Source organism: Neorhizobium huautlense (assembly GCF_002968575.1).
Classification (GTDB): Bacteria; Pseudomonadota; Alphaproteobacteria; order Rhizobiales; family Rhizobiaceae; genus Neorhizobium; species Neorhizobium huautlense.
In genome coordinates, this window is sequence record NZ_PVBM01000007.1 from 157,682 (window position 1) to 175,850 (window position 18,169).

The 18,169-nt window shown below is 59.6% G+C and carries 20 protein-coding genes; 12 read left to right on the forward strand and 8 right to left on the reverse strand.

The features are described from left to right. Positions 1-312 precede the first annotated feature (312 nt). Positions 313-1,590, reverse strand: a complete 1,278-nt coding sequence (gene clpX, locus C5L12_RS10460) for an ATP-dependent Clp protease ATP-binding subunit ClpX (RefSeq protein ID WP_105371980.1) — start codon at positions 1,588-1,590, stop codon at positions 313-315. 280 nt (positions 1,591-1,870) lie between these two features. Continuing rightward, the gene (gene clpP / locus C5L12_RS10465) at positions 1,871-2,503 is read right to left on the reverse strand and encodes an ATP-dependent Clp endopeptidase proteolytic subunit ClpP (RefSeq protein ID WP_105371981.1); all 633 of its coding nucleotides are present in this window, start codon (positions 2,501-2,503) and stop codon (positions 1,871-1,873) included. A gap of 377 nt (positions 2,504-2,880) precedes the next feature. On the opposite strand from clpP, the gene C5L12_RS10470 reads away from it, so the two are divergent. The 3 genes from C5L12_RS10470 (at position 2,881) to C5L12_RS10480 (ending at position 7,248) form a co-directional block, all read left to right on the forward strand. Beyond that, a complete protein-coding gene (locus C5L12_RS10470; protein WP_157949030.1) occupies positions 2,881-4,131 on the forward strand; it encodes a GGDEF domain-containing protein in 1,251 nt (416 codons plus the stop codon). Between the two features lie 66 nt (positions 4,132-4,197). After that, positions 4,198-5,955 (forward strand): gamma-glutamyltransferase, encoded by a 1,758-nt coding sequence (gene ggt, locus C5L12_RS10475; RefSeq protein ID WP_105371983.1) that lies wholly within the window; start codon positions 4,198-4,200, stop codon positions 5,953-5,955. 39 nt (positions 5,956-5,994) lie between these two features. Continuing rightward, on the forward strand, positions 5,995-7,248 hold the full coding sequence (locus C5L12_RS10480; RefSeq protein WP_105371984.1) for a cytochrome P450: 1,254 nt from the start codon (positions 5,995-5,997) through the stop codon (positions 7,246-7,248). Here the strand turns inward: C5L12_RS10480 and C5L12_RS10485 are convergent, their stop codons facing one another. Continuing rightward, positions 7,249-8,067: an SDR family NAD(P)-dependent oxidoreductase gene (locus tag C5L12_RS10485; RefSeq protein WP_105371985.1), complete on the reverse strand. Its 819-nt coding sequence runs from the start codon at positions 8,065-8,067 to the stop codon at positions 7,249-7,251. Positions 8,068-8,219: 152 nt separating this feature from the next. Here C5L12_RS10485 and C5L12_RS10490 point away from each other — a divergent pair, with 152 nt between their 5' ends. Then, positions 8,220-8,708, forward strand: coding sequence for a MarR family winged helix-turn-helix transcriptional regulator (locus C5L12_RS10490; protein ID WP_105371986.1), 489 nt, complete (start codon positions 8,220-8,222; stop codon positions 8,706-8,708). Here C5L12_RS10490 and C5L12_RS10495 read toward each other — a convergent pair. Both C5L12_RS10495 and C5L12_RS10500 read right to left on the reverse strand, forming a co-directional pair. After that, positions 8,698-9,042, reverse strand: coding sequence for a cupin domain-containing protein (locus C5L12_RS10495; protein WP_105371987.1), 345 nt, complete (start codon positions 9,040-9,042; stop codon positions 8,698-8,700). The genes C5L12_RS10490 and C5L12_RS10495 overlap by 11 nt on opposite strands. 7 nt (positions 9,043-9,049) lie before the next feature. Beyond that, positions 9,050-10,333, reverse strand: a complete 1,284-nt coding sequence (locus C5L12_RS10500; protein WP_105371988.1) for an O-acetylhomoserine aminocarboxypropyltransferase — start codon at positions 10,331-10,333, stop codon at positions 9,050-9,052. Between the two features lie 136 nt (positions 10,334-10,469). Here C5L12_RS10500 and C5L12_RS10505 point away from each other — a divergent pair, with 136 nt between their 5' ends. Beyond that, the gene (locus tag C5L12_RS10505; protein WP_105371989.1) at positions 10,470-10,898 is read left to right on the forward strand and encodes a DUF6455 family protein; all 429 of its coding nucleotides are present in this window, start codon (positions 10,470-10,472) and stop codon (positions 10,896-10,898) included. A gap of 5 nt (positions 10,899-10,903) precedes the next feature. On the opposite strand, the gene C5L12_RS10510 is transcribed toward C5L12_RS10505, so the two are convergent. Beyond that, positions 10,904-11,332, reverse strand: a complete 429-nt coding sequence (locus C5L12_RS10510; RefSeq protein ID WP_105371990.1) for a CoA-binding protein — start codon at positions 11,330-11,332, stop codon at positions 10,904-10,906. Positions 11,333-11,419: 87 nt separating this feature from the next. Here C5L12_RS10510 and C5L12_RS10515 point away from each other — a divergent pair, with 87 nt between their 5' ends. The 3 genes from C5L12_RS10515 to rpsI all read left to right on the forward strand — a co-directional run bounded on the left by C5L12_RS10515 (position 11,420) and on the right by rpsI (position 13,363). Continuing rightward, the gene (locus C5L12_RS10515; RefSeq protein ID WP_105372067.1) at positions 11,420-11,770 is read left to right on the forward strand and encodes a hypothetical protein; all 351 of its coding nucleotides are present in this window, start codon (positions 11,420-11,422) and stop codon (positions 11,768-11,770) included. A 658-nt stretch (positions 11,771-12,428) separates the two neighbouring features. Continuing rightward, complete coding sequence (rplM, locus tag C5L12_RS10520) at positions 12,429-12,893, forward strand: 50S ribosomal protein L13 (protein ID WP_105371991.1); 465 nt, start codon at positions 12,429-12,431, stop codon at positions 12,891-12,893. A 2-nt stretch (positions 12,894-12,895) separates the two neighbouring features. Beyond that, positions 12,896-13,363: a 30S ribosomal protein S9 gene (rpsI, locus tag C5L12_RS10525; protein WP_105371992.1), complete on the forward strand. Its 468-nt coding sequence runs from the start codon at positions 12,896-12,898 to the stop codon at positions 13,361-13,363. 77 nt (positions 13,364-13,440) lie between these two features. On the opposite strand, the gene C5L12_RS10530 is transcribed toward rpsI, so the two are convergent. Next, positions 13,441-13,902, reverse strand: coding sequence for an Lrp/AsnC family transcriptional regulator (locus tag C5L12_RS10530; RefSeq protein WP_105372068.1), 462 nt, complete (start codon positions 13,900-13,902; stop codon positions 13,441-13,443). 146 nt (positions 13,903-14,048) lie between these two features. Between C5L12_RS10530 and C5L12_RS10535 the strand changes: the two genes are divergently transcribed. The 4 genes from C5L12_RS10535 (at position 14,049) to C5L12_RS10550 (ending at position 17,714) form a co-directional block, all read left to right on the forward strand. Beyond that, positions 14,049-14,840, forward strand: a complete 792-nt coding sequence (locus tag C5L12_RS10535; protein WP_105371993.1) for a phenylalanine 4-monooxygenase — start codon at positions 14,049-14,051, stop codon at positions 14,838-14,840. 78 nt (positions 14,841-14,918) lie between these two features. Continuing rightward, a complete protein-coding gene (gene speB, locus C5L12_RS10540) occupies positions 14,919-15,869 on the forward strand; it encodes an agmatinase (protein ID WP_105371994.1) in 951 nt (316 codons plus the stop codon). Between the two features lie 73 nt (positions 15,870-15,942). Continuing rightward, on the forward strand, positions 15,943-16,875 hold the full coding sequence (gene argC / locus C5L12_RS10545; RefSeq protein ID WP_105371995.1) for an N-acetyl-gamma-glutamyl-phosphate reductase: 933 nt from the start codon (positions 15,943-15,945) through the stop codon (positions 16,873-16,875). After that, complete coding sequence (locus C5L12_RS10550) at positions 16,875-17,714, forward strand: aminoglycoside phosphotransferase family protein (RefSeq protein ID WP_105371996.1); 840 nt, start codon at positions 16,875-16,877, stop codon at positions 17,712-17,714. Before argC ends, C5L12_RS10550 begins: the two co-directional genes overlap by 1 nt. Here C5L12_RS10550 and C5L12_RS10555 read toward each other — a convergent pair. Further along, complete coding sequence (locus C5L12_RS10555; RefSeq protein ID WP_105371997.1) at positions 17,711-18,136, reverse strand: DoxX family protein; 426 nt, start codon at positions 18,134-18,136, stop codon at positions 17,711-17,713. The genes C5L12_RS10550 and C5L12_RS10555 overlap by 4 nt on opposite strands. Positions 18,137-18,169: the final 33 nt, after the last annotated feature.

The window sequence follows — 18,169 nt, forward strand, 5'->3', positions numbered from 1 at the left end:
ATCGATTTCAAGCCTTGCAAGCCTGCTGCCTCGGAGGATTGTGACAATGCTATTGCAAAGCGTGCTTCAACTCAAACGCTTACGCAGAACGCCAAGGATACGGACATGATCGCCGACAGTCCCACTTGCAATCGCAAACAAACGAAGCAGCCGTAACAACGATGATCTTCCCGCGCCGCTTCTAATGCAAGGCGAATATCGTGCAATTCTTCGCCATGGAAAAATCATGGATAATCAAAAAACAGGAGGTCATGCTGCTTAGCAAAGAGGCCCCATTGGGGCCTCTTCAAGGTTATTGTCCGGTCACTCGGATCAGGCGGAAACGTTCGCCTTCTCATCCTGGCGATCCGCGTAGATGTAGAGCGGACGCGCAGTGCCGCGCACGACCTCTTCGGAAATCACCACTTCACGGACGCCTTCCAGAGCCGGCAGTTCGAACATCGTGTCGAGCAGGATCTTTTCCATGATCGACCGAAGGCCACGAGCGCCGGTTTTACGGACGATCGCTCTCTTGGCGATTTCGCGCAGCGCGTCTTCGTGGAAAGTCAGCTCCACGTCCTCCATCTCGAACAGGCGCTGGTACTGCTTGACGAGCGCGTTCTTCGGTTCGGAAAGGATCTGGATCAGTGCGTCTTCGTCGAGGTCTTCGAGCGTCGCCAGAACCGGCAGACGACCGATGAATTCCGGAATCAGGCCGAACTTCACGAGATCTTCAGGCTCGAGTTCGCGCAGCACTTCGCCGACGCGGCGCTCGTCCTGGGCACGAACCGTTGCGGCAAAGCCGATCGAGGTCTTTTCTCCGCGGGCGGAGATGATCTTGTCCAGACCGGCAAAGGCACCGCCGCAGATGAACAGGATGTTCGTCGTATCGACCTGCAGGAATTCCTGCTGCGGATGCTTGCGGCCGCCCTGCGGCGGAACCGAGGCAACCGTGCCTTCCATGATCTTCAGAAGCGCCTGCTGGACGCCCTCGCCCGACACATCACGGGTGATCGAAGGATTGTCCGACTTGCGAGAGATCTTGTCGACTTCGTCGATATAGACGATGCCGCGCTGGGCGCGTTCGACGTTGTAATCCGCAGCCTGCAGGAGCTTCAGGATGATGTTTTCGACGTCTTCGCCGACATAACCGGCTTCGGTCAAGGTCGTCGCGTCCGCCATCGTGAAGGGAACGTCGATGATGCGGGCGAGCGTCTGGGCAAGGTAGGTCTTGCCGCAGCCGGTCGGGCCGACCAGCATGATATTCGACTTCGCGAGCTCGACATCGCCGCCCTTGGAGGCGTGCGCGAGGCGCTTGTAATGGTTATGCACCGCAACCGACAGGATGCGCTTGGCCTGTTTCTGGCCGATGACATATTCGTCGAGGACCTTGATGATGTCCTGCGGCGTCGGAACCCCGTCGCGCGACTTGACCATCGAGGTCTTGTTCTCTTCGCGGATGATGTCCATGCACAGTTCGACGCATTCATCGCAGATGAATACCGTCGGTCCGGCGATCAGCTTCCGGACCTCGTGCTGGCTCTTTCCGCAGAAAGAGCAATACAGGGTATTTTTCGAGTCGCCGCCGTTGCTGCCGCTGACTTTGCTCATATCACTTTCCTTCCAGCACTCCGCGCTCACGTCAAACGGGCGCGGTCCACTCTACAGCCCGCCGGCACGCGTCCTGACGGACTGACGCACCGCCTGCCCTAAGGGTACTCTACCGATCCGGCCACACCATGCAGATCGGCGGCAACGAAACCCTCAAGAAACGCATGCTATGTCACAAAAGTTCAACACAGCATTAATAGGTACTAATAGCGCTTTCCGTGCGACTTGAAACCCTTTTTTGCTCACAACGGGGTGAGACGCACAGGATCCGCCATCACACTCAATCTGCAGCGCCACCCTCAAGTTCCAGACGCGAGGTCAGGATCTTGTCGATGACGCCCCAGTCCTGGGCCTCGTCAGGCGCCATGAAGTGGTCGCGGTCGAGCGTCTTCTCGACCTCTTCATAGGTGCGGCCCGTGTGCTTCACATAGACCTCGTTCAGGCGTCTTTTCATCTTCAATATGTCACGGGCATGGCGCTCGATATCCGACGCCTGGCCCTGGAAACCGCCCGAGGGTTGGTGCACCATGATGCGGGCGTTCGGGGTTGCAAAACGCATGCCCTTTTCGCCGGCGCAAAGCAGCAGCGAGCCCATCGAAGCCGCCTGGCCGATGCAAAGTGTCGAAACGGCAGGCTTGATGAACTGCATCGTATCGTAAATCGCCATGCCGGCGGTCACGACGCCGCCGGGCGAATTGATATACAGGGCGATTTCCTTTTTTGGATTCTCGGCCTCGAGGAAAAGGAGCTGCGCGCAGACGAGCGACGCCATCTGATCTTCCACCGGACCGGTCAGGAAGATGATGCGCTCCTTGAGAAGCCGCGAAAAGATGTCGTAGGAGCGCTCACCGCGATTGGTCTGTTCGACGACCATCGGCACCAAGGCCATTGCGGTATCAACTGGATTTCTCATGTCCGTCCTTTGTCAAGCTTCTCTTGATCCCGGGCCGAAGGCAGAAAGGCGCTCCGGAATCAAATGGAATGGGTCATCCCTACATAGAGTGTCAACGCCCGGTACTTCAAGACGGAGCATCCGATATCCTTAATCGCCGTAGGATGTGCGAAACTGACCGCTATCGCGATTTTCCCGAGATCGCAGCCGGCCAGAACCTGGATTTGTCAAGCCGCACAAGTTTTTGAGGGATCAGAGTAAAGCGGGGATGAAGATCGAGAGCGTATTTAAAATCCCTGCTCGATTCCCTCGGCAGGATCCGAGCATGATCGGCAACGTCATTTTAAAGACTTTCCGTCATGCTGGCCGTGCCCGAAGCTGGGGCGTGGGGGTTTGTTGTGGATATTTTGACGGGCCTGGTGATTTGGGCTGCGGAGGCGATGACGCTTGCTGTGCTTCTCTGGTCACGCTGGTTCTATGAGCGAGAACGCTTTTACCTGAGTTGGGGTGGCGGTTTTGCGCTCCATGGGCTGGGTGTGACGCTGCTGGCCCTGCGCGGCTATATCCCCGACTTCGTATCGATCGAGATCGCCAATACTGTCGTCTTCACGGGCGTCGGCTTTTGGATCGCCGGTTTTCTGCAGTTCGATGGCAAATCAGTCGGAGGATTTGTCGCCATTCCGGCACTCATCTGGATCGCTGGCATGTTTCTCGACCCGGTGCGCGAGAGCTTCCCTAACCGCGTCGTCCTCTACAACGGCGCGGCCATAGTCGGCTATGCGATCCTGATCGGCATACTTGTGCGAAACAACGGCCCCTCCCGCTCGACCCGCCGCTTCCTGGCGTTCTTGATCGGCATCCAGCTTCTCGCAAACGGGATCAGCGCCGTATTGGCGATCATGCGTCCCCCGGTGTCCTTCGCGTCCGCCCCGAATGCCGCGCTCCTCTTTTTTCCCGCCGCCTTCTGCTTCATCGCCTTCGTCGCCGGCACTGCAAGGCTGCTGACGGAACGCTCGGAGGAAAAGCTGAAGGCATTGGCGCTCACCGACCCGCTGACGGGCGCGCTCAACCGGCGCGGCCTGATCGACGAATTCCACGGGCTCTGCGGCGTTCAGAGGAGTGACAGGCCACTGATCGCCATGCTGCAGTTCGATCTTGACTGCTTCAAACAGATAAACGACCGCTGCGGCCATCAGGCGGGCGACGCCGTTTTGGTCGCTTTCTCGATGGTCGGCCAGACGTCGCTGCGAGGCCGCGGTTCGTTCGGCCGGATGGGCGGCGAGGAATTCGCGTCCATCCTGCGGGTGGGCGATATGGTGGAGGCAGCCAGCATCGCGGAAGCAATCCGGCTCACGCTAAAGCGACAGACGATCAACGCCGGCGACCACCAGATCAAGGTCACGGTGAGTGTCGGGATCGCCCTTGCAGTGGCCGACAATGCCGATCTCGATCTCCTGTTCACCGCGGCCGACCGGGCTCTCTATACCGCAAAGGAGTGCGGCCGCGACCGCACCGCGATCGATACCGGCATAGAAGCCTTCATCGTTCCCGCCGTCGATCGGCAGGGCGAAGTCGAATCCCCGACCGACCTGCGCGCCGACCGCCAAGTGGTAGCGCTCAAACAACTGGCCGCCCTCGGCCAGCGCTGACCTCTTGCCCTTCGCCTCCGGACGCCCACATTCCGGTGATGGGCAAAGCGTTGCGGAGGATGCATCATGCGGACGGGACTTTTCAGTGGAGTTGTATTTTCCTTGGTGCTTTGGGCTGCGCCGCTGCCGGCCCAGCAAGCATCCGACACCGTGGCGCCGGAACGGGCGACGGGCTTCACCGCTGCAAAACGCGTAGAAACAAGGGGCTTCATGGTCGCAGCGGCCAATCCGCTCGCCGCAGAGGCAGGCCGCGAGATCATCGCCAACGGCGGCAATGCGATTGATGCCATGGTCGCCGTCCAGACGGTGCTGGGGCTCGTGGAACCGCAGAGCTCCGGCCTCGGCGGCGGCTCCTTCCTCGTCTATTACGATGCGGGATCCGCTAAGCTGACCACGTTCGACGGCCGCGAGACCGCGCCGATGGAGGCGACACCAAAACTCTTCCTCGATGCGCAGGGCCAGCCGCTGAAATTCATGGACGCCGTGGTCGGTGGGCGTTCGGTCGGCACGCCCGGCACAGTGCGCCTGCTCGAAGACGTGCACAAACGTTATGGGAAAGCGGAGTGGGCCAGTCTTTTCCGACCGGCAGAAAAGCTTGCGGCGGAGGGCTTTTCCGTTTCTCCCCGCCTTGCCTCACTCCTTGCGGCCGAAGGCGAGCGACTGAAGAAATACGACGGGCCCCGGGGTTATTTCTACGATGCCGCCGGAGCGCCGTTAAAAGCCGGAATGACGCTGAAGAACCCGGACTATGCCGATACGCTGAAGGCGATTGCATCGGGCGGCGCCGATGCCTTCTATAAGGGGCCAATTGCAGAGGCCATCGTGAAGACCGTTCGCGAGGCCACGGGCAATCCGGGCGTGCTGTCGCTTACCGATCTCGCCAATTACCGGATCAAGGAACGAGAGGCCGTCTGCTTCAACTATCGCGCGCTGGATGTCTGCGGAATGGGGCCTCCCTCCTCCGGTGCGGTTGCCATCGGGCAGATGCTCGGCGTCATCGAAAATTTCGACGTAAAGGCGCTCGGGCCGCAGAATGTGGAAAGCTGGCGGATCATCGGCGATGCCCAACGCCTGGCCTTCGCTGATCGGGAGCGCTATCTCGCCGACGCCGATTTCACACCTCTGCCAATCAAGGGCCTCCTCAAGAAGGATTATCTCGGCAAGCGCGCCAACCTGCTCGACGGCGGCAAGCCGCTTGCCGCCGATGCGGTGAAGGCCGGCGAGCCGGAATGGGACCATGCCCTGCTCTTCGGCCGCGACGGGGCGATCGAACTGCCCTCCACAAGCCATTTCGTGATCGTGGACAAGGAAGGCAATGTCGTCTCCATGACCACGACCATCGAAAGCGGCTTCGGTTCGCGGCTGATGACGAACGGCTTTCTGCTCAATAACGAACTCACCGACTTCTCCTTCAAGACCCATGACGGCAGCCTGCCGGTCGCCAACCGCGTCGAGCCCGGCAAACGGCCTCGTTCGTCCATGTCGCCGACGATCGTCATGAAGGAGGGCAAGCCGCTGCTCGCCATCGGCTCGCCGGGCGGCAGCCAGATCATCGGCTACGTCGCGCAAGCGCTCATTGCCTATATCGACTGGGGCATGCCGGTGGAGCAGATCGTCGCGCAGCCGCATCTCATCAACCGGTTCGGCACCTACGACATCGAAGCCGGGACCGACGCCGAGAAGCTTGCCGAGCCGCTGAAGGCGCTTGGATACGAGGTAAAGGCCGGCGAGATGAATTCCGGCCTGCATGCGATCGAGATCACCGCAAATGGACTGGCCGGCAGTGCCGATCCTCGCCGCGAGGGAGCCGCGGTCGGCCACTAGCGGCTTTCGCGGCAGAAGAGATTGCGATAGGCATCGGGCATGACAGCACTGCCCGATTTCCTCCGCATCGACCTGAAAGTCCGCCGCGTCTTTCTCGACGGCCGCAACCCGGCATTTTACAGTAATCCCAACCGCGTCTATGCGGCTCTCCACGACCACTGCCCGACCTTCTATTGGATGGAGCAGAAGCAATGGTTCTTCACCGGTTACGACCACGTGAACGCGCTTCTACGTGACCGGCGATTCGGTCGCCAGATCCTACATATCGCCGGCCGCCAGGAGCTTGGCTTACCGGAGCCAGAGCTGCATCTGAAAAATTTCGATCTGGCCGAGCGTCATTCCCTGCTGGAGCTTGAACCGCCGGAGCACACGCGGCTGCGCACGCTCGTCAATCGCGCCTTCGTTTCCCGACACATCGAAAAGCTCCGGCCGGAAATCGCGGACCTTGCGGAGCGGCTGATCGAAGGGTTCGAGAAGGAGGGCGAGACGGAACTCCTGTCCTCCTTTGCCGACATCATTCCGGTTACCATGATCGCCCGAATGATCGGGATTCCGGACGAGATGGGGCCGCAACTTCTCAAGTGGTCGCATGCCTATGTGGGCATGTACATGTTCAAGCGCAGCCGCGAGGACGAATACGCCGCAGACCGTGCCGCTAAGGAATTCGCCGATTACGTCAGGCGACTGATCGCCGAACGGCGCCGTCAGCCGCGAGAAGACCTTCTGACTCACATGATCCACACCGAGCACAAGGGCCAGTACCTCACCGATGACGAACTGGTATCGACGACCATCGTGCTCCTGAACGCCGGGCACGAGGCGACGGTCCACCAGATCGGCAACTCGGTTCGCGTAATCCTGGAAAGCGGGCTGCCGGCGACCGATCTCTTCCGCGACGAGACGGCAACGGAACGGACGGTCGAAGAGACGCTGCGCATCTGCGCGCCGGTGCATATCTTTCAGCGTTGGGCTTTGGAGGACGTCGAAATCGACGGCGTCACATTCAAACGTGGCGACAAGGTAAGCCTCATCCTCGCCGCCGCCAATCTCGATCCGGCAAAGTTCCCAAATCCGCTGGCCTTCAAACCAGACCGGCAGGAGGCGCCGAACCTTTCGTTCGGCGCCGGCATCCATTTCTGCATCGGCGCGCCATTGGCAAGGCTGGAGTTGAATACCGTACTGCCGATCCTCTTCCGGCGGCTGCCGGGGCTCAATATCGCCAAGCCGCCGTCGGTCAAGGATGTCTACCACTTCCACGGGTTGGAAAGACTTGATATTTCGTGGGGACCTTGATCAGGCCGCGGCCGTCTCCGCTCCGACCCCGTAACGAGAAGCCGGCTTGCTGAGTGACAGATGCGGTTGCAATTCGCCTCGGGCCTTTTCAAAGCTGTCATAGAGTGTCTTGTCCGAAAGCGACGGGATGGTGACCAGTTCGCCCTGATCAAAACCGGCCAGCGCGGCATCGACCAGATCGCCGACATTCATCACCATGTTCGGATCCATGTTGTCGAACGATCCGCCGACACGATCGAATATTTCCGTCCGGGTGAGCCCCGGTAGAACCGCCTGGACACGCACACCGGTCCCCGCCAGCTCGGTGGCCAGCGATTCCGTCAGGCTCAGAACAAAGGCCTTGCTTGCCGTATAGGTGCCGCTGAAGACCTGAGGCCATAGCGCAACCACCGAGGCCGTAATGACGATGGCACCCCTGCCGCGACCGACAAATGCCTGTGCTGCGGCAACCGCAAGCCGATTTGCCGCCGTGACATTGAGATTGACCATCTGATCGAGATAGTCGAGCTCGGTCTTGAGCAGCGGGCCTTTAGGGCCGATGCCGGCATTGTTGACGAAAAGTGTGATCGAATCGTCCCGCCGCATGCGCGTCTCGACCGCCGCGACATCCCCGCGCTGCGTCAAATCGGCGCGAAGCACGTCTGCCTTCACACCGGTCTCGCGTGACAGACGCGCGGCGGCAGTGTTCAGACGATCTTCGTCGCGGGCAACAAGGACGAGGTCGTAGCCGCGGCGGGCCAGCCGCTCGGCATAAGTCGCGCCGATGCCGGAGGATGCGCCGGTCACCAAGGCGGTTCCGAGTTTCAAGGTTTCAGTCATTTGCTCATCTCCTGATATGGATTTTACTGGCATATGCCACTAAATAGATGAAAACGACCAGACGGCTGTGCAAGAGGCACCAAGACTTTTTATTGGCGGTAGCAGAGGCCGGGAAAATCGGGCACTATCCGCGGCGACGAAACAGATATCCCATGACGAAAAAAGATCAGCTCCAGGACGGTATCTGGCTTCACTGCAGCAACAGCGCAGTACGCCGCGCCGCCAGACAACTTGGCCAACTCTATGAAGATGCCATGGGGGATTCCGGCCTTAAGGGCACCCAATTCTCACTCATATCGCAGATCGCCCGCTCCGGCGAGCCAACTCTGAAAGGCCTCGCGGAAACCATGGTCATGGACCTTTCCGCGCTTGGACATACGCTGAAACCGCTTATCCGCGACGGGTTTGTCGAACTTGCACCCGACCAGAAGGACCGTAGGGTGAAGCGGGTGCGGCTGACGACCGCCGGCGCAGCAAAGCAGCGGGACCTAACCGCCCGTTGGCAGGTTGCCCAGGATCACTTTGACGAAGCTTTTGGCAAGGAGAGGTCCGAGGAGTTCCGGCGCAGCCTTGCCTTCATCTCCTCGCCAGAATTCGCTAAGGCTTTCAACAAAGAAGGAAATCCGCCTCCTAGACCCTGATCACATAGTCCTTGCGAGTCGTTTCAATCACTTCCCAGGTTCCGTTGAAGCCGGGTCTCAGTACCATGCTGTCGCCCGCTTTCAACTGGACGGCCTCGCCGCCATCCTCCGTCACGATCGAATGACCTGAGCGAATGTGGAAATATTCCCATTCGTCGTAAGAGATCCGCCACTTGCCGGGCGTTGCCTCCCATATGCCGGCATAGAGGCCGCCATCGGCCTCTTCGAGATTCCATGTGCGAAGGGTGGGGCTGCCGGAAATGACCCGGTCGGGCTCCGGAGCGCCCTCCTCCGCCTCGATCGCAGCAGCGTCGAAAGTCAGCCAGAATGCCATTTTTTCCTCAGATCTTCGACAAAGCCTGTTCGAGATCGGCGATAATGTCGGCAGCATCCTCGATGCCGATCGACAGCCTCACCACGTCCGGACCGGCGCCGGCGGCGATCTGCTGTTCTTCGGTCAGTTGTCGGTGGGTCGTGGAAGCCGGGTGGATGACCAGCGAACGGGTGTCGCCGATATTGGCCAGATGGGAGAAAAGCTGCAGGCTTTCGACAAAGGTCTTGCCCGCCTCGTAGCCGCCTGTGATGCCGAAGGTGAAGACCGAACCGGCGCCTTTCGGCGAATACCGCGTCTGCAGGGTGTGGTTCGGATCGTCCTCCATACCGGCATAGCGAACCCAGGCAACCTTCGGATGCCCCTTCAGCCATTTGGCGGCGGCGACTGCATTGTCGCAATGCTTCTGCATGCGCAAAGGCAAGGTTTCGATGCCGGTCAGGATCATGAAGGCGTTGAAAGGCGAGATCGCGGGGCCGATATCGCGCAGGCCCAGCACGCGGCAGGCGATGGCAAAGCCGATATTGCCGAACGTCTGATGCAGCACGACACCGGCATATTCCGGCCGCGGCTCCGAAAGCATCGGATAGTTGCCCGATTTCGACCAGTTGAACGTGCCTCCGTCGACGATCACGCCGCCCATGGAGTTGCCATGGCCACCCATGAACTTGGTCAGCGAATGGACGACGATATCGGCGCCGTGTTCGAGCGGCCGGACCAGATAGGGCGTCGCCATCGTGTTGTCGACGATCAGCGGAATGCCGCGCCGCTGCGCCACCTCGGCGATTGCCGCGATATCCACGAATGTGCCGGCGGGATTGGCGAGACTCTCGATGAAGATTGCGCGGGTGCGGGCGTCGATCTGGCTGTCGAAGCTTGCCGGATCTTCCGGATCGGCCCAGCGTACATGCCAGTCGAAATTCCTGAACGCATGGCCGAACTGGTTGATTGACCCGCCGTAAAGTTTTCGCGCAGCGACGAAATTGTCGCCCGGCTGCATGATGGTGTGGAAAGTCAGCATCTGCGCCGCATGACCAGACGCGACCGCGAGCGCCGCAGTGCCCCCCTCGAGTGCCGCCACCCGTTCCTCCAGCACCGACTGGGTCGGGTTCATGATGCGGGTATAGATATTGCCGAACTGCTGCAGGCCAAACAATGCCGCGGCGTGATCGGCATCGTTGAACACGAAAGATGTGGTCTGGTAGATGGGCGTCGCCCGCGCGCCCGTCGTCGGATCAGGCTGTGCGCCCGCGTGAACTGCCAGAGTTGAAAAGCCCGGATTGCTTGTCGGCATAGTCTCTCTCCCTCAATGTCTCTCGTATCTTTTCCAAGCCCTGTTGTCAGGCTTCCCAAAAACCAAACTGGTTGATCTTGGTCAACGACTGCTGTTCTTGTGGGCCTATCCTCTCGACAATAGAGAGGAGAATACCATGACCGATCAAGCCCCTATCCGCCATGAAAGCCTCGCTTCCAGAATTGCCCGCTGGTGCTCCTCGGCGTGGGACACGGTCGAGGAGGCAAAGATCCTCGCAAGCCTTGATAACGAGATGGTCGAAATGCTCGCGCGTGACAACGCACTGTCGAAGGACGAATTTGTTTCTCTGATCCGTCGCGGACCCCATGCGGCAGACGAAATGCTAACCCTCATGCGGGTTCTGAATATCGATCCGGAAGAGGTAAGGCTCCTGGAACCCCTGGAACTCCGGGAAATGCACATCAACTGCTCGAACTGCGGAGAAAAGAGCCGCTGTCGCAGGGAACTGGCCGACGGAACTGCCGCCATCGATTTCGCGAGCTTTTGCGGCAATGCCGACCATCTCAACGAGATGCGCGCCCGGCCGGAACTGTTGGCGGACTGATACCGTCAGGCGATAAGCCGTGGATATTCGATCGCCGGGCATCGGTCCATTACGACCTTGATGCCGGCCGCTTCCGCCTTTGCCGCCGCCCTGTCGTCCCGTACGCTGAGCTGGCCCCAGATGACCTTGGGCTTCGTTTCAAGGGCGATGGCCTCGTCGACGACGCCATCCAAATACTCGGCGGCGCGGAAGACGTCGACGAGGTCGACCGGTTGCGGCACGTCGCCAAGGGTCTTGTACACCGTCTGACCGAGGATTTGCTTGCCTGCCTGACCTGGATTGACCGGATATACCGTGTATCCCTTGCCGAGCAGGAACCCCATAACACGATTGCTTGGCCGGTCCGGATTTGGCGAAGCCCCCAGAAGAGCGATCGTCCTGGTGTGCTTGAGGATTTCGGCAATATATCCGTTATCATAATGGTCGTGGTTCATGACGGCAGCTCCGGTGATGAAACGCCTCTGGCGGCGCGGTCGCTTCCGTCTATGTATGGCTCTATCTCTGTAAATGGGATGCAGGTCATGAAAAAAATTCTCACAAGCCTTGCGATCGCCTGCGCCGTCGCCGTTGCGTCGGCCGAACCCGCCTTTTCTATCTCGCGCTATAATTCGGCAGGCATGTCCTGCGCCGCAGTGCAACGTGCGATCGACCGGGAGGGCGCGGTCATCCTGCGTTATCCTTCCCGAAACGTACGCGGGATGACCCTTTACGACCGCTATGTTGCAGACAGCGGCTTCTGCGATGGCCACGAATTTGCAGATCGCGTCACCGTCCCGACGATGGACACTCCTCGCTGCCCCGTGCGCGCCTGCAAAAGGCGCCCCGGTCCCGAAGACTGTTTTCCGCTGCAGCCGGGATGCACCCGGTTCTGACCGGAGGATGGCAGACAGGCCGTGTTCAATAGATGTTCTCGCAATTTTCCGCTTCCGTACGAAGCATATTAGAAGCATCTTATAGTTGAATTAGGCGCACCTACTATTCATCACCCGTGAAAAATCATAGTCATTGCTTTTTTGGCCGACATTTTCTTGATGCGCAAAAATAATACTTATTCACAAGGCGTTGACAGAAAATGCGATGTTCACCTCTTTTGCCGATAGCCTGCTATCGGTTTCCGCGGCGCCTCGACGATCTGTGCCCACAGGTTGTATGCAGCATCAAGCCGAAGGTTCTTCGTTCCAGCCGCAGATGTTCCGTTGCCGCAACGGCATCTCTCAGCAAAAACCCACATCCGACCTAAAGCAGCCTGCAAAAGCAGTTCCTATACCATCTGCCGCAACGAGGCCTGCATGCGAAGATTGAGTGTGGTAAATAGATACCCTACCGATAAACCATTGAAATGGTTATAATTATTTTTTCTAAGTCAAGATCGGCTGCCTTGACGCATCCTTATCTCACCGGTATAAGCCGCCACAGATTGCGGACCCCTGTGGCCCGCATTCTTTTTGGCGGTTCTGCCGTCGAACCAAGCAACAAGAAACGCCCTGTATCCGATATCGGATGTCACGGGTCCAGACGAAAGAGAAAACCATGTCAACCTTCGTTCAGAAGCCCGCCGAGGTGGAGAAGAAGTGGGTGATCATCGACGCCGAAGGCCTCGTAGTCGGTCGCCTCGCCACCATCGTAGCAAACCGCCTGCGCGGCAAGCACAAGGCCACTTACACCCCTCACGTCGATGACGGCGACAACGTCATCGTCATCAATGCGGAAAAGGTTGCCCTCACCGGCAAGAAATATTCCGACAAGACCTATTACTGGCACACCGGTTACCCGGGTGGCATCAAGGAGCGCACTGCGCGCCAGATCATCGAAGGCCGCTTCCCGGAGCGCGTCATCGAAAAGGCCGTTGAGCGCATGATTCCCCGCGGCCCCCTCGGTCGTCGCCAGATGAAGAACCTGCGCGTTTACGCCGGTTCCAACCATCCCCACGAAGCCCAGCAGCCGGTCGCTCTCGATGTGGCCTCGCTGAACAAGAAGAATGTAAGGAGCGCCTGATCATGGCCGATCTCTCCTCTCTGAAGGATCTCGCTCCGGCGGCCGAAAGCCAGGCTCCGGTTCACGTCCGCAAGGTCGATAATCTTGGCCGTTCCTACGCGACCGGCAAGCGCAAGAACGCAGTCGCCCGCGTTTGGGTCAAGGCTGGTTCCGGCAAGATCATCGTCAACGGCAAGGACTTCTCGGCTTATTTTGCCCGTCCGGTCCTGCAGATGATCCTGCAGCAGCCGATCGTTGCAGCTGCCCGCACCGGCCAGTTCGACATCATTGCGACCGTCACCGGCGGCGGCCTCTCCGGTCAGGCTGGCGCTGTGCGCCACGGCCTTTCCAAGGCTCTCACCTATTTCGAGCCGGGCCTGCGTTCGGTTCTCAAGAAGGGTGGCTTCCTGACCCGCGATAGCCGCGTTGTCGAGCGTAAGAAGTACGGCAAAGCCAAGGCTCGCCGTTCCTTCCAGTTCTCCAAGCGCTAATCGTCTCTGGATCTTGCACTTTCAAAAGGCGGGGCTTCGGTTCCGCCTTTTTTTCATTTGGGGCTTTTGACATCTCTTCAGATCGGCAGTTCGGTCGTCGACTTCAGTTCGCGCAGGACGAAGCTGGAAACCACGTTGCGCACATGCGGATTGCGCATCAGATGGCGAGTCATGAAGGCTTCATAGGCTTCGACATCGCTTGCCCTGATCTTCAGCATGTAGTCGAACGTTCCAGACAGCGCATAACATTCCATGATCTCCGGCCGATCGCGCACGACGTTCGCAAAAGCTTCGATGGCCTCCTCGTGGTGATCCTCCAGAGTCACATGGGCGATGATGCAGAGCTTGAGATCGAGCTTGGCAGGATCAAGAAGGGCAACCCGCTTTCTGATCACACCATCTGCCTCCAGTTCCTGGATCTTACGCCACGCGGTGCTTTGCGACATCCCGGCTTTCTCTGCCAACTCGGCAAGCGAGAAACCGCCTCCTGCCTGCACGAGCTGAAGGAGTTTTCGGGCGACCTTCAAAGTTTCTTTCATTCTGGCGCCTCCTTTCGGGATATTTTCCCATCCTTGCATCATAAACCGGCAAAACTGAAATGTTTATCCGTGTTTTCCGGGATATAGTGGTGACAGCAGGCTAAGGCTGGAGGAGCCCGGCTGCGGGATCGAATCGGGAGGCGCTCATGCCCAAGGAAAGCACCTATACGGCGAAGCTGCCGGATGCGGACGGTACCTATCATTACACGACCGAAGAAGATGGGATCTGGAGCGAACTCTACCAACGCCAGATGACGCTGCTGGCCGACAAGGCCTGTAAGGAATATCTGGATGGGGTAAACCTGCTCGGCTTGAAGCCGGACAAGGTTCCTCAGCTTCACGATATCAACCGACGCCTCAACGAAACCACCGGCTTCGGCGTGGAAGGCGTGCCGGCACTTATCCCGCCGTCGCGCTTTTACGAATTGCTGTCGCAAGGCAAGTTTCCGCTGGCGACCTTCATCCGCCGCCGGGAGCACATCGACTACATCGAAGAGCCGGATATCTTCCATGAGGTCTTCGGCCACTGCCCTCTGCTGACGAACCAGAGCTATGCCAATTTCGTTCGCCGCTTCGGTGAGAAAGCCGTCGGGCTCGGCAAGGGATATTCCTGGCACTTGTTCCGGATATTCTGGTTCACTGTCGAATTCGGTCTCATCGACACGCCGCAGGGACGCCGCTGCTTCGGCGCCGGCATCGTCTCTTCTCCCAACGAGACGCGGGCAGCGATGGAAGGAAGGGAAACCGAATTCCGCCCCTTCGACCTGATGACGGTGCTTAGGACGCCCTATCGAATCGATATCGTCCAGCCGATCTACTACGTCATCGACAGCTTCGCGCAGCTGGAAGCAATCATTGAGGAGGATATCGGCGCTCGCATCAGAGACGCCAAGGCCCTTGGCGATTTTCCGCCCGCCTTCGAGGCCAAGGCCTCCTAAGCATGCCACTTTTATCAGAAGGAGGCTTGCCTTGTCGGCCCTCATTGGCCAACGTCCCCCAAATGATGGAGGGACGCAATGGTGGAAAAGTCGATTGATCACGCCTTCACGGCAACCAGCCTTACCTCTGCCGCGACCGATCCCACCTTTGCCGGCGCGCTATCCTTCATGCGGCGGCGCTTCACGAAAGATCTGGCGGGTGCCGATGCGGTGGTGTGGGGCATCCCCTTTGATGCGGCGACCTCCAACCGGCCGGGCGCACGCTTTGGACCGCAGGCGATCCGCCGGGCCTCTGCGATCTTCGACAACGACCCCCAGTATCCGTTCTCTCGCGATCTCTTTTCGGAAATGGCGGTGATTGACTATGGCGACTGCCTGCTCGACTACGGGAACCATCAGAAGACGCCGGCGGCAATTGAGGCCCAAGCGAATGTGATCCTCGACGGCGGTGCTTTCCTGCTGACGCTCGGAGGCGACCATTACATCACCTGGCCGCTGCTCAAGGCGCATGTGGCCAGGCACGGCCCTCTTGCCCTTGTCCAATTCGATGCTCACCAGGATACGTGGCTCGACGACGACCGTCGTATCGACCACGGTTCTTTCGTAGCGCGGGCAGTGCGCGACGGCGTTATCGATGCCACGCGCTCGATCCAGATCGGCATCCGCACCCATGCCCCGGAAAATTTCGGCATCCGCCTCCTCTATGGCCATGAGATCGAGGAAATGAGTGCAGCCGAAATCGCCGCGACGATTCTCGACCATACCGGTGGAAAACCGGCCTATCTCACCTTCGATATCGATTGTCTCGACCCTGCTTTTGCGCCAGGCACCGGAACGCCCGTAGCCGGCGGTCCCTCGAGCGCCAAGATCCTCTCGGTTCTGCGCCAGCTCGGCGGCCTCGATATCCGTGGGGCGGATGTGGTTGAAGTCGCGCCCGCCTATGATCATGCCGATATCACCGCCATTGCCGGAGCGACCGTTGCGATGTATATGCTCGGGCTTCGCGCGGAGCGGCAGGCACTGCGTTAAACTTCTGAATCAAGCGGCTGGTAAACTGAATCCGGCCGTCAAGCCAAGGCACTGACATCACAGGATAAAGACAATGGCAGCGAAAATCTTCATCGATGGCGAACACGGCACCACGGGACTGCAGATCCGCACCCGCATGGCCGGCCGCCGCGACGTCGAACTGCTGTCGATCCCGGAAGCCGAGCGGCGCAATGCCGCGATGCGCGAGGATCTCCTGAACAGCGCCGACATCGCCATTCTCTGCCTGCCAGACGACGCCTCCCGCGAGGCCGTCTCCATGCTTTCCGGCAACAACAAGGTGCGGGTGATCGACACCTCGACGGCTTTCCGTGTCGATCCGTCCTGGGCCTATGGTTTTGCCGAGATGGATCAGGCTCAGGCCGACCGGATCAAATCCGCCCGTTTGGTTAGCAATCCGGGCTGCTATCCTACCGGCGCCATCGGTCTCATCCGGCCGTTGCGCGCTGCCGGCATCCTGCCGGACGGTTATCCGGTAACGGTCAACGCCATCTCCGGTTATACCGGCGGCGGAAAGCAGATGATCGCACAGATGGAGAATCCTGACCATCCGGAGGCTATCAGGGCCAATAACTTTCTCTATGGCCTGCCGCTCAAGCACAAGCACGTGCCGGAGATGAAGGTTCACGGCCTGCTCGATCGCCCGCCGCTGTTTTCGCCGTCCGTCGGTCGCTTTGCGCAAGGCATGATCGTGCAGGTACCGCTCTTCCTGGAAGACTTGAAGGGTGATGCGACGGTTGAGGGCATCCACAGAGCGCTTGTCGAGCACTATGCCGGGCAGGCCATCGTTACGGTCGTCCCGCTCGAAGAGAGCAAGGCGCTTCCTCGCGTCGATGCGGAAGAACTGGTCGGCAAGGACACGATGAAGCTCTTCGTGTTCGGAACGCCGGGCGGTGCGCATGCCAACCTCGTCGCACTGCTCGACAATCTCGGCAAGGGCGCTTCGGGTGCGGCCGTTCAGAACATGGATCTGATGCTCTCGGCCTGATGATCGGCAGCATTCCTTTCCTCTTGGAATGGCAGATCGAAGGCGCCCGCCAAATTGCCGATACTATCGTCGGCACCGTCTACGAAGTGACGCGTGCCGGCGGCGAACTCGATATCGTCAAGGTCCTTAAACCCAGAGCATTGGAAGACAATCTTCGCGGCGCCGATTTTCTTGCGTGGCGCGATGGTGTCGGCTGCGTTCGGCTGATCGGGCGCTCCGGCAACATCCTGTTGATGGAACATGCCGGCGGGGCGACGCTCCGCGATCATCTTGTCGCTCACAGCGACCGCGACGCCACCCGGATCGCCAGCGAGGTGCTGACGGAATACCACCGCCCATCGGACACACCGCCACCCGCTAGCCTGCAGCCGCTGTCCCGTTACTTCGCAAGCCTGTTCAACAAGGCAGAAGCCGACCGCCACCTTGGTATTGCCAGCCCCTTCGTAGAGGCAGCCGCTATCGCGGAAGACCTAATCGGCAATCAGCAGGACATCAAACCGCTGCACGGCGACCTGCACCACGAGAACATTATGCTTGGGCCACGCGGCTGGCTGATCATCGATCCGGCCGGCCTGATCGGCGACGCCGCGCTCGATGTCGCCAACATGTTTTCCAACCCGCTCGACCGTTTCGACCTGACACGCAGCGAGGAACGCATCGCCTCGATGGCGGAGGCGTTCTCAGGAACGCTGAGGCGCGATGTCCGCACCATCCTCCGTTATGGCTTTGCCTATGGCTGCCTTTCCGCCGCGTGGCACTACGAAGACGGCAATGCCAAAGATTGCGAAGACGAGCTTGCCGTCGCAGCAGCGATTCGCAGCGTGTTGCGGCAGGCCTAGGCGATCCGCCTTGCCGGTCCGAATGTCTGTTTCAGACCAAGGTTGAGCGCGAGCCTCTCATCCGCTCCGTGTACGGCAGCGAACAGCAGACCGGCGAGAAACGTGAAATGGTCCACGAAGAAGCCGAACTCCGCCTGATTGCCTTCCCAATGGCTCGGCCCGTGAAAGGCGAATGCCAGAAAGATGACATAGATGCGCGCAAGCAGGGCCGCCTGCGAAAAGAAGGCCCCGGTCAGGAAAGCAACAGCCAATCCCGCTTCGAAGATCGCAGCGGACCATGCGAGGACGAGCGGAAACGGAAAACCGGCGCCGGCGATATAGCCCGCCGTCGACGGCATATCGAAGAATTTGAAGCTCGTCGCCATGACGAACAGGCCGCCGAAAATCAGCCTTGCAACGAGAACCGCGATTGTCCTTGCCATTGTCCTGCCCTCTCTCCTTGGTGCAGCCGTGCG

What these genes read in the sequence shown, in the direction of transcription:
- C5L12_RS10505 (WP_105371989.1), top strand. Translation starts at nt 10,470, where the DNA reads ATGACCGATCAAGCCCCTATCCGCCATGAAAGCCTCGCTTCCAGAATT.
- rpsI (WP_105371992.1), top strand. Translation starts at nt 12,896, where the DNA reads ATGGCCGATCTCTCCTCTCTGAAGGATCTCGCTCCGGCGGCCGAAAGC.
- ggt (WP_105371983.1), top strand. Translation starts at nt 4,198, where the DNA reads ATGCGGACGGGACTTTTCAGTGGAGTTGTATTTTCCTTGGTGCTTTGG.
- speB (WP_105371994.1), top strand. Translation starts at nt 14,919, where the DNA reads ATGGTGGAAAAGTCGATTGATCACGCCTTCACGGCAACCAGCCTTACC.
- C5L12_RS10510 (WP_105371990.1), bottom strand. Translation starts at nt 11,332, where the DNA reads ATGAACCACGACCATTATGATAACGGATATATTGCCGAAATCCTCAAG.
- C5L12_RS10530 (WP_105372068.1), bottom strand. Translation starts at nt 13,902, where the DNA reads ATGAAAGAAACTTTGAAGGTCGCCCGAAAACTCCTTCAGCTCGTGCAG.
- clpX (WP_105371980.1), bottom strand. Translation starts at nt 1,590, where the DNA reads ATGAGCAAAGTCAGCGGCAGCAACGGCGGCGACTCGAAAAATACCCTG.
- argC (WP_105371995.1), top strand. Translation starts at nt 15,943, where the DNA reads ATGGCAGCGAAAATCTTCATCGATGGCGAACACGGCACCACGGGACTG.
- C5L12_RS10485 (WP_105371985.1), bottom strand. Translation starts at nt 8,067, where the DNA reads ATGACTGAAACCTTGAAACTCGGAACCGCCTTGGTGACCGGCGCATCC.
- C5L12_RS10535 (WP_105371993.1), top strand. Translation starts at nt 14,049, where the DNA reads ATGCCCAAGGAAAGCACCTATACGGCGAAGCTGCCGGATGCGGACGGT.
- C5L12_RS10490 (WP_105371986.1), top strand. Translation starts at nt 8,220, where the DNA reads ATGACGAAAAAAGATCAGCTCCAGGACGGTATCTGGCTTCACTGCAGC.
- rplM (WP_105371991.1), top strand. Translation starts at nt 12,429, where the DNA reads ATGTCAACCTTCGTTCAGAAGCCCGCCGAGGTGGAGAAGAAGTGGGTG.
- C5L12_RS10480 (WP_105371984.1), top strand. Translation starts at nt 5,995, where the DNA reads ATGACAGCACTGCCCGATTTCCTCCGCATCGACCTGAAAGTCCGCCGC.
- C5L12_RS10500 (WP_105371988.1), bottom strand. Translation starts at nt 10,333, where the DNA reads ATGCCGACAAGCAATCCGGGCTTTTCAACTCTGGCAGTTCACGCGGGC.
- C5L12_RS10550 (WP_105371996.1), top strand. Translation starts at nt 16,875, where the DNA reads ATGATCGGCAGCATTCCTTTCCTCTTGGAATGGCAGATCGAAGGCGCC.
- C5L12_RS10555 (WP_105371997.1), bottom strand. Translation starts at nt 18,136, where the DNA reads ATGGCAAGGACAATCGCGGTTCTCGTTGCAAGGCTGATTTTCGGCGGC.
- clpP (WP_105371981.1), bottom strand. Translation starts at nt 2,503, where the DNA reads ATGAGAAATCCAGTTGATACCGCAATGGCCTTGGTGCCGATGGTCGTC.
- C5L12_RS10495 (WP_105371987.1), bottom strand. Translation starts at nt 9,042, where the DNA reads ATGGCATTCTGGCTGACTTTCGACGCTGCTGCGATCGAGGCGGAGGAG.
- C5L12_RS10515 (WP_105372067.1), top strand. Translation starts at nt 11,420, where the DNA reads ATGAAAAAAATTCTCACAAGCCTTGCGATCGCCTGCGCCGTCGCCGTT.